The following is an 8,750-nucleotide window of genomic DNA, read 5'->3' as shown; positions in this document are numbered from 1 at the left end:
GTGCGGCTGCTGACCGAGGCGCGGGAGTGGCCCGAGGCGGACCGTCCGCGCCGGGCCGGTGTCTCCTCGTTCGGCATCAGCGGCACCAACGCCCACGTCATCCTGGAAGCCGCCCCCTCCGCCCCCTCCGCCCCGGCCGCACCGTCCGCCGAGGACGACACGGCCGACCCGACGGACGGCGCCGCCGCGGGCGACGCATCGGCCGCGACCGCGTCGGGCCCCCTCGGCTGGGTGCTCTCCGCCCACACCGCTCAGGCGCTGCGCGCCCAGGCGGAACGCCTCACCCCGCTGACCGCGGGGCAGCGACCCGACCCGCGGGACGTCGCGTGGTCACTGGCCACCACCAGGGAGGCCCTCGACCACCGCGCGGTGATCACCGGCAGCACCCCGGCCGACCTCACGGCCGGCCTGGCGGCCCTGTCCGCCGCCGAACCCTCGAACCGGGTCGCCACCGGCACGGTGCGTGAGGGCCGGACCGGGTTCCTGTTCTCCGGTCAGGGCGCGCAGCGGGTCGGGATGGGGCGTGAGCTGTACGAGGCCTTCCCCGTCTTCGCGGACGCCTTCGACGCCGTGTGCGCGCGGGTCGACCTCGAACTGCCCTTGCGTGACGTGGTGTTCGGCGACGACGCCGACGCGCTGGACCGGACCGTGTACGCGCAGCCCGCGCTGTTCGCCGTCGAGGTGGCGCTGTTCCGGCTGGTGGAGTCCTGGGGGGTGACCCCGGACGTGCTGGTCGGCCACTCCATCGGGGAGCTGGCCGCCGCGCACTGCGCGGGCGTGCTGTCCCTGGACGACGCGTGCCGGCTGGTGTCGGCGCGTGGGCGTCTGATGGACGCGCTGCCGTCCGGCGGCGCGATGCTGGCTGTCGAAGTCGCCGAGGACGGCCTGGAACTGCCCGACGGCGTGGACCTGGCGGCCGTCAACGGGCCGACCTCGATCACGGTCTCCGGGGACGCCGACGCGGTCGGCGCGCTGGAGGAGCGGCTGCGCTCCGAGGGCGTGCGGGTGAAGCGGCTGGTCGTCTCGCACGCGTTCCACTCGCACCTGATGGAGCCGATGCTCGACGAGTTCGCCGCCGTCGCGAAGTCGCTGACCTATCACGCCCCGACCATCCCCGTGGTCACCACGGCCCCCGGCGACATGGCCGGCCCGGACTACTGGGTGGGCCAGATCCGTCAGCCCGTCCGCTTCGCCGACGCGATCGCCTCGCTCGATGCCGGGCGCACCCGCTTCCTCGAGCTGGGCCCCGACGGTGTGCTGTGCGCGCCGGCCCAGCAGTCCGCGGGCGAGGGCGTGTTCGTGCCGTCGCTGCGCAAGGACCGTGACGAGTGCGAGTCGGTGACGGCCGCGCTGGGACGCCTGTGGGTCGCCGGCGTGGAGGTGGACTGGTCGGCTCTGCTGCCCGAGGGCCGCCCCGTCGAGCTGCCGACGTACGCGTTCCAGCGGGAGCGCTACTGGCCCGAGCCGGCGGTGGACACCACGCAGGCCGGTGCGGCCGGGCACCGGGACGAGGACGAGGCCCGCTTCTGGGAGGCCGTCGAACACGAGGACCTCGCCGGACTCGCCGACACCATCGGACTCCCGGACACGCCGGAGCACCTGGACTCCGTGCTCCCCGCACTCTCCGCCTGGCGGCGCTCGCGCCGCGAGGAGGCTCGGATCGAGTCCCTGCGCTACCGCGTCACCTGGACCCCCCTCTCCGGCCTCCCGCGGGCCTCCGCGTCGACGGCCGATCCGACCGGCACCTGGCTGCTGGTCGGCGAGCACCGGCCCGCCGTCGCCACCGCGCTGCGCGCCGCCGGTGCCGACGTCCGGGAGACGACCGGGGACACCGCGGGTCTGCGTGCCGCCCCGCGCGACGTCACCGGCGTCCTCGTGGCCGTCCCCGCCACCGAGGTGGTGGCCGGATCGGTGGCCCTGCTGCAGCGGCTCGACGAAGCGGAGATCGACGCCCCGGTGTGGATGGTGACGAGCGGGGCGGTGTCCGTCGGCCGTTCCGACCCGCTGCTCCACCCCGAGCAGGCGCAGGCCTGGGGCCTCGGCCGCGTGGCCGCCCTGGAACTGCCGCGCCGCTGGGGCGGGCTGGTCGACCTCCCGGCCGACCCCGACGCCCGCGCCGCCCGGCTCCTGGTGTCCCTCCTCGCGGGCGGCTCCGGCGAGGACCAGGTCGCCGTGCGCTCCTCGGGGGCCTACGGACGGCGTCTGGCCCGGACGACCGCCGCCGAGACCCCGGCCGCGGAGCCCTGGACGCCCACCGGCACCATCCTGGTCACCGGCGGGGCCGGAGCCCTCGGCGGACACGTCGCGCGCTGGCTCGCCGGGCGCGGAGCACCCCACCTCGTGCTCCTCGGCCGCCGGGGCCCGGACACGCCCGGCACCGAGGCGCTGGTGGCCGAACTGGCCGCCCTCGGCACCGCGACGACCGTCGCCGCGTGCGACGTCACCGACCGGCACGCGCTCGCGGCCGTCCTGGACGCCATCCCGGAGAACCGCCCGCTGACCGGCGTCGTCCACGCCGCGGGAGCGGGACAGGCGACGCCGCTCGCGGACACCGACGACGCGGAGATCGCCCGCGTCCTGGACGCCAAGGTGGCCGGTGCCGCGCACCTCGACGCACTCACCCGCGAACGGGGCCTGGAACTCGACCGGTTCGTCGTCTTCTCGTCGATCGCCGCGACCTGGGGCAGCGGAGGCCAGGCCGTCTACGCGGCGGCCAACGCCTACCTGGACGCCCTGGTCGAACAGCGGCGCGCACACGGGCACGCGGGCACCTCGGTGGCCTGGGGGCCCTGGGCCGGGCCCGGCATGGCCGAGGTCGGCGGGGCGGAGGAGCACCTCCACCGGCACGGCCTGGTCGCACTCGACCCGCACCTCGCCGTCGCCGCCCTCGCCCGCGCCGTCGACCTGGGCGAAGACTGCGTGACCGTCGCCGACGTGGACTGGGCGCGGTTCGCCCCCGCCTTCGTCTCCGGCCGCGACAGCGCCCTCCTCACCGGGCTGCCCGAAGCCGCTGCGGCCCTCGCGCCCGCCCCGGCGCCCGGCAGGCCGGCCTCCGGCTTCCGGGACAGCCTGCTCGCGGCGCCCGGGAGCCGGCGCCACGGGATGCTGCTCGACCTGATCCGGTCCCGTGCCGCCGTCTGCCTCGGCCTGCCCACCACCACCGCGGTCGAGGCCGACCGGTCCTTCCGCGATCTCGGCTTCGACTCCCTCACGGCCGTCGAACTGCGCGACCTCCTCGCCGCCGAGACCGGCCTCGCACTGCCCGCGACCCTCGTCTTCGACCACCCCGACCCCGGCTCGCTGGCGGAACACCTGACCGGTGCGCTGCTGGAACACGCCGGTCCGCCCGCCCCGGAGACCCCGGCCGTCCCCGCCCCCGCGGCGACCGCCGCGGACGAGCCGATCGCCATCGTCGGCATGAGCGCCCGCTACCCCGGCGGAGTACGGTCCGTCGAGCAACTGTGGGACCTCGTCGCGACCATGGGCGACGGCGTCGCCGGCTTCCCGGCCGACCGGGGATGGCCCATGGGGGCCGTCGAAGGCGCCTCCGCCCGTGGCGGCTTCGTGGACACGGCGACGGAGTTCGACGCCGGGCTGTTCGGGATCTCGCCGCGTGAGGCGCTGGCGATGGACCCGCAGCAGCGGCTGCTGCTGGAAGCCTCCTGGGAGGCGTTCGAGTCGGCGGGCATGAACCCGCGCGCACTGCGCGGCCGGCCGGTCGGCGTCTTCGCGGGCGCCTCCTCCTCCGGCTACGGCGGCACCGGCGCCCTCGACGGGGCGGAGGGGTACCTCCTCGCCGGCACGGCCAACAGCGTGATCTCCGGCCGGGTGGCGTACACCTTCGGCCTGGAGGGGCCCGCGGTCACCGTGGACACGGCGTGCTCGTCGTCGCTGGTCGCGATGCACCTGGCGGCTCAGGCGCTGCGCAGCGGCGAGTGCGAGATGGCGCTGGCCGGCGGCGTGACCGTGATGACGACGCCGGGAGTGTTCGCCGAGTTCGACCGGCAGGGCGGCCTGGCCGCCGACGGCCGGTGCAAGGCCTTCGCGGACGCTGCCGACGGCACCGGCTGGGGCGAGGGCGTCGGCGTGCTGGTCCTGGAGAAACTCTCCGACGCGCGACGGCTGGGCCACGAAGTGCTGGCGGTCGTGCGGAGCTCGGCCGTCAACCAGGACGGCGCGTCCAACGGCCTCACCGCCCCCAACGGCCCCTCCCAGCAGCGGGTCATCCGCCAGGCGCTGACGGCGGCGGGCCTGTCGCCGTCGGACATCGACGCGGTCGAGGGCCACGGCACCGGCACGCGGCTGGGCGACCCGATCGAGGCGCAGGCACTGCTCGCCACCTACGGTCAGGACCGCGAGGAGCCGCTGTACCTGGGCTCGGTGAAGTCCAACATCGGGCACACCCAGGCGGCTTCCGGCGTCGCGGGCGTCATCAAGATGGTGCTGGCCATGCGGCACGGCGTCCTCCCGGCTACCCTGCACGTCGACGAGCCGTCGTCGCAGGTCGACTGGTCCACGGGCGCGGTGCGGCTGCTGACGGAACCGCGCGAGTGGCCGGAGGCGGAGCGTCCGCGCCGGGCGGGTGTGTCCTCGTTCGGCATCAGCGGCACCAACGCCCACGTCATCCTCGAACAGGCCGAGCCCACCGCGCAGGCCGCCCTCCCGGCCGCCGCGGCGGGCCCCCTGGGCTGGGTCGTCTCGGCCCACACGGCGGACGGGCTGCGCGCCCAGGCGGAACGCCTGGTCGACGTGCACGCGGAACTCGACATCGCCCCGCAGGACGTGGCGTGGTCGCTGGCGACGGGCCGCGCCGCGCTGGGCCACCGGGCGGTCGTCCTCGGCGACGACCGGGAAGAGCTGCTGGCCGGCCTGCGGGCCCTGGCCGAGGACCGGGCCGAGCCGTCCGTCGTCCGCGACGAGGCCGCGCCCGGTGGTTCGGCGTTCCTCTTCTCGGGCCAGGGCGCGCAGCGGGTCGGGATGGGGCGCGAACTGTACGAGGCGTTCCCCGTCTTCGCGGACGCCTTCGACGCGGTGTGCGCGCGGGTGGACCTCGAACTGCCCTTGCGTGACGTCGTGTTCGGCGTCGACGCGGAGCTGCTGGCGCGGACCGTGTACACGCAGCCCGCGCTGTTCGCCGTCGAGGTGGCGCTGTTCCGCCTCGTCGAGTCGTGGGGTGTCACCCCGGACGTGCTGGTCGGCCACTCCATCGGGGAGCTGGCCGCCGCGCACTGCGCGGGCGTGCTGTCGCTGGACGACGCGTGCGCCCTCGTCTCGGCGCGCGGCCGTCTGATGGACGCGCTGCCGTCCGGCGGCGCGATGCTCGCGGTGGAGGCTTCCGAGGACGGTCTGGAACTGCCCGACGGGGTGGACCTGGCGGCCGTCAACGGGCCGACCTCGGTCACGGTGTCCGGTGACGCGGACGCGATCGGCGCACTGGAGGAGCGGCTGCGCGCCGAGGGGGTGCGGGTGAAGCGGCTGGTCGTCTCGCACGCGTTCCACTCACGGCTGATGGAGCCGATGCAGGCGGAGTTCGCCGCCGTCGCCGGGTCGCTGACCTACCACGCCCCGGCGATCCCGGTCGTGACCACGGCCCCCGGTGACCTCGCCACCCCGGACTACTGGGTGGACCAGATCCGCCGGCCCGTCCGCTTCGCCGACGCGATCGCCTCCCTCGGCGACATCAGGGCCTTCCTCGAACTCGGCCCCGACGGCGTCCTGTGCGCCCTCACCCGGCAGACCCTCCCCGACCACCCCTCGGTGCCGTTGCTCCGTGCGGACCGGCCGGAGGTGGGCACCGCGCTGCGCGCACTGGCGGCCCTGTGGGCGTCGGGTGCCGCGGTCGACTGGGCGACGGTGCTGCCCGAGGGCCGTCGCGTCACGCTGCCGACGTACGCGTTCCAACGGGAGCGGTACTGGCCGCAGGCCGGCCCCGCCACCGGCGGTCCCACCGCCGACGCGGCGGACACCCGCTTCTGGGACGCGGTCGAACGCGCCGACATGGACCAGCTCGCCGACCTCCTCGGCTCCGACGGTTCCCGCGACGTGCTCGCCCCGGCGCTGCCGGTGCTCTCCTCGTGGAACCGCCGACGGCGCGGCGACTCCGCGCTCGCGTCGTGGCGTTACCGCACGACGTGGCGCCCGGTGACCGGGATGCCCGCGTCGGCCAACCTCACCGGCCGCTGGCTGCTGGTCGTACCCGAGACGCCCGCCGACGACGCCGCGACCGCACCGGTCGACGTGGTCGACGTGGTCGACGCGGTCGCCGCGGCGCTCGCCGCCGCCGGCGCCGAGCCGGTCCGATTCGCCGTGCCCGTCGACACGGACCGGGCCACGCTCGCCGCCCGGCTCGCCGCCGCGGGCCCGGTCGGGGGAGTGGTCTCGCTCGCCGCCCGGGCCCAGCAACCGGCGCCGGGCTCGTCGGTACCCACCGGGCTCACGCTCAACCTGCACCTGTTCCAGGCCCTCGGTGACGCCGGGATCGCCGCCCGCTGCTGGTTCCTCACCTCCGGCGCGGTCCGCGTCGGGCGCGCCGACCTGCCGGCCCGGCCCGTCCAGGCGCAGACCTGGGGACTGGGACTCGTCGCCGCCCTGGAACACCCGGACCGCTGGGGCGGCCTGATCGACCTCCCGCCCGTCCTGGACGCGCGGGGCGGCACGCGGCTGGCCGCCGTCCTCGGCGGCGGCACGGGCGAGGACCAGGTGGCGGTCCGCGACTCCGCGGCGTACGGGCGACGCCTGGTGCGCGCGGAATCCACCGGCAGCGGCTCCTCCTGGTCGCCGTCGCGGCCCGGCTCCGTCCTGGTGACCGGCGGCACCGGAGCGCTGGGCACGGTCGTCGCCCGCCGCCTCGCCGACCGGGGCGTGCCGTGCTTGCTCCTGCTGAGCCGTCGCGGCACCGAGGCCCCCGGAGTGTCCGAACTCGTCGAGGAACTCGGCGCACGGGGCACCCGGGTCATCGTGGCCACCGGGGACACCGCCGACCGGGACGCGCTCACCGCCGCGCTGGCCCAGCTCCCGCCGGACCTCCCGCTGACCGGCGTCGTCCACGCCGCGGGCGCCCTGGACGACGGCACCCTCGACACGCTCACCCCCGAGCGCTTCGAGGCCGTACTGGCGGCCAAGGCGGGCGGCGTCGTCGCCCTCGACGACGTGACCCGCTCGCACGACCTCGACTTCTTCGTCGCGTTCTCCTCGCTGGCCGGAACGCTCGGCAGCGCCGGACAGGGCAACTACGCGGCCGCCAACGCCTTCGTCGACGCCTGGATGCGCGGGCGACGCGACCGCGGACTGCCCGGGGCGTCCATCGCCTGGGGACCGTGGGCGCAGGACGGCATGGCCGCCGACGACCGGGCGGTGGCCGGCAGGCTGCGCCGCGCGGGCCTGTCGCCGATGGACCCCGAACTCGCCGTGACCGCGCTCGAACAGACCATCGCGGGAGACGACACGACACCGCAGCCGGTGGTGGCGGACATCGACTGGCCGCTCTTCGCCACCGGGCTCACCGAGGCCCGGCCGAGCCCCCTGCTGTCCGAACTGCCCGAGGCCGCCACCACCGCACGGACCCCGGGCGGGGACAGCGGCCCCGCCGACGGATTCCGGGCCGAGCTGGCGGCGGCCCCCGCGGGCCGACGCGGTCACCTCCTGCTGGACGCGGTCCGCACCTGGGCGGCAGCGGTCCTCGGCCACCGCTCGGCGGAGGCGGTCGGCACCGGACAGGCGTTCCGCGACCTCGGCTTCGACTCGCTGGCCGCCGTGGAACTCCGCAACCTGATCGGCGCCCGCACCGGACTGACCCTGCCCGTCTCCCTGGTCTTCGACCGGCCGACGCCCAAGGACCTGGCGCGCTTCCTCGAACAGGAGATGTTCGGCGGCGAGCCTTCCCCGGACGCGGCCCCGGCCGGACCCGTCACCGGACCCGGTGACGGCGCGGCCGACGAGCCGGTGGCGATCGTCGGCATGAGCTGCCGCTTCCCCGGCAGCGTGGCGACGCCCGAGGACCTGTGGGGACTGCTGACGGACGGGGTCGACGCGATGACCGCGTTCCCGTCCGACCGCGGCTGGAACCCCGGCGACAGCCGGACGGCGTCCGTGCCCGAAGGCGGCTTCCTGCGGGACGTCGCCGGGTTCGACGCCGGGCTGTTCGGGATCTCGCCGCGTGAGGCGCTGGCGATGGACCCGCAGCAGCGGCTGCTGCTGGAGGCCACCTGGGAGGCCTTCGAATCCGCCGGGGTGGACCCCCGCGGCGTCCGCGGCACCGCCGTCGGCGTCTTCGCCGGCACGAACGGCCAGGACTACCCCCAGGTCGTCGCCGCCTCCGGTGAAGACGTCGAGGGACACGTGGCCACCGGGAACGCCGCCGCGATCCTCTCCGGCCGGGTGTCGTACGCCTTCGGTCTGGAAGGGCCCGCGGTGACGGTGGACACGGCGTGCTCCTCGTCGCTGGTCGCGATGCACCTGGCGGCTCAGGCGCTGCGCAGCGGCGAGTGCGAGATGGCACTGGCCGGCGGCGTGACCGTGATGTCGACGCCGACGGTGTTCGCCGAGTTCGAGCGGCAGGGCGGCCTGGCCGCCGACGGCCGGTGCAAGGCCTTCGCGGACGCTGCCGACGGCACCGGCTGGGGCGAGGGCGTTGGCGTGCTGGTCCTCGAGAAACTGTCGGACGCTGTCGCGCGCGGGCACCGGGTGCTGGCGGTCGTGCGGGGTTCGGCGGTCAACCAGGACGGTGCGTCGAACGGGCTGACGGCGCCGAA

1 protein-coding gene is annotated in these 8,750 nt (G+C 76.1%); it reads left to right on the top strand.

Annotated features, from left to right (window positions below; all coding sequences use genetic code 11):
• Positions 1 to 8,750 (top strand): type I polyketide synthase (locus ABZ836_RS30300; protein ID WP_361147562.1); only part of this gene is annotated, 8,750 nt, incomplete at both ends.

It is taken from the genome of Streptomyces sp. NPDC047130, assembly GCF_040643475.1.
Taxonomy (GTDB): Bacteria; Actinomycetota; Actinomycetes; order Streptomycetales; family Streptomycetaceae; genus Streptomyces.
The sequence above is the reverse complement of the archived record's forward strand: the minus strand, read 5'-3'. Positions and strand labels throughout refer to the sequence as shown.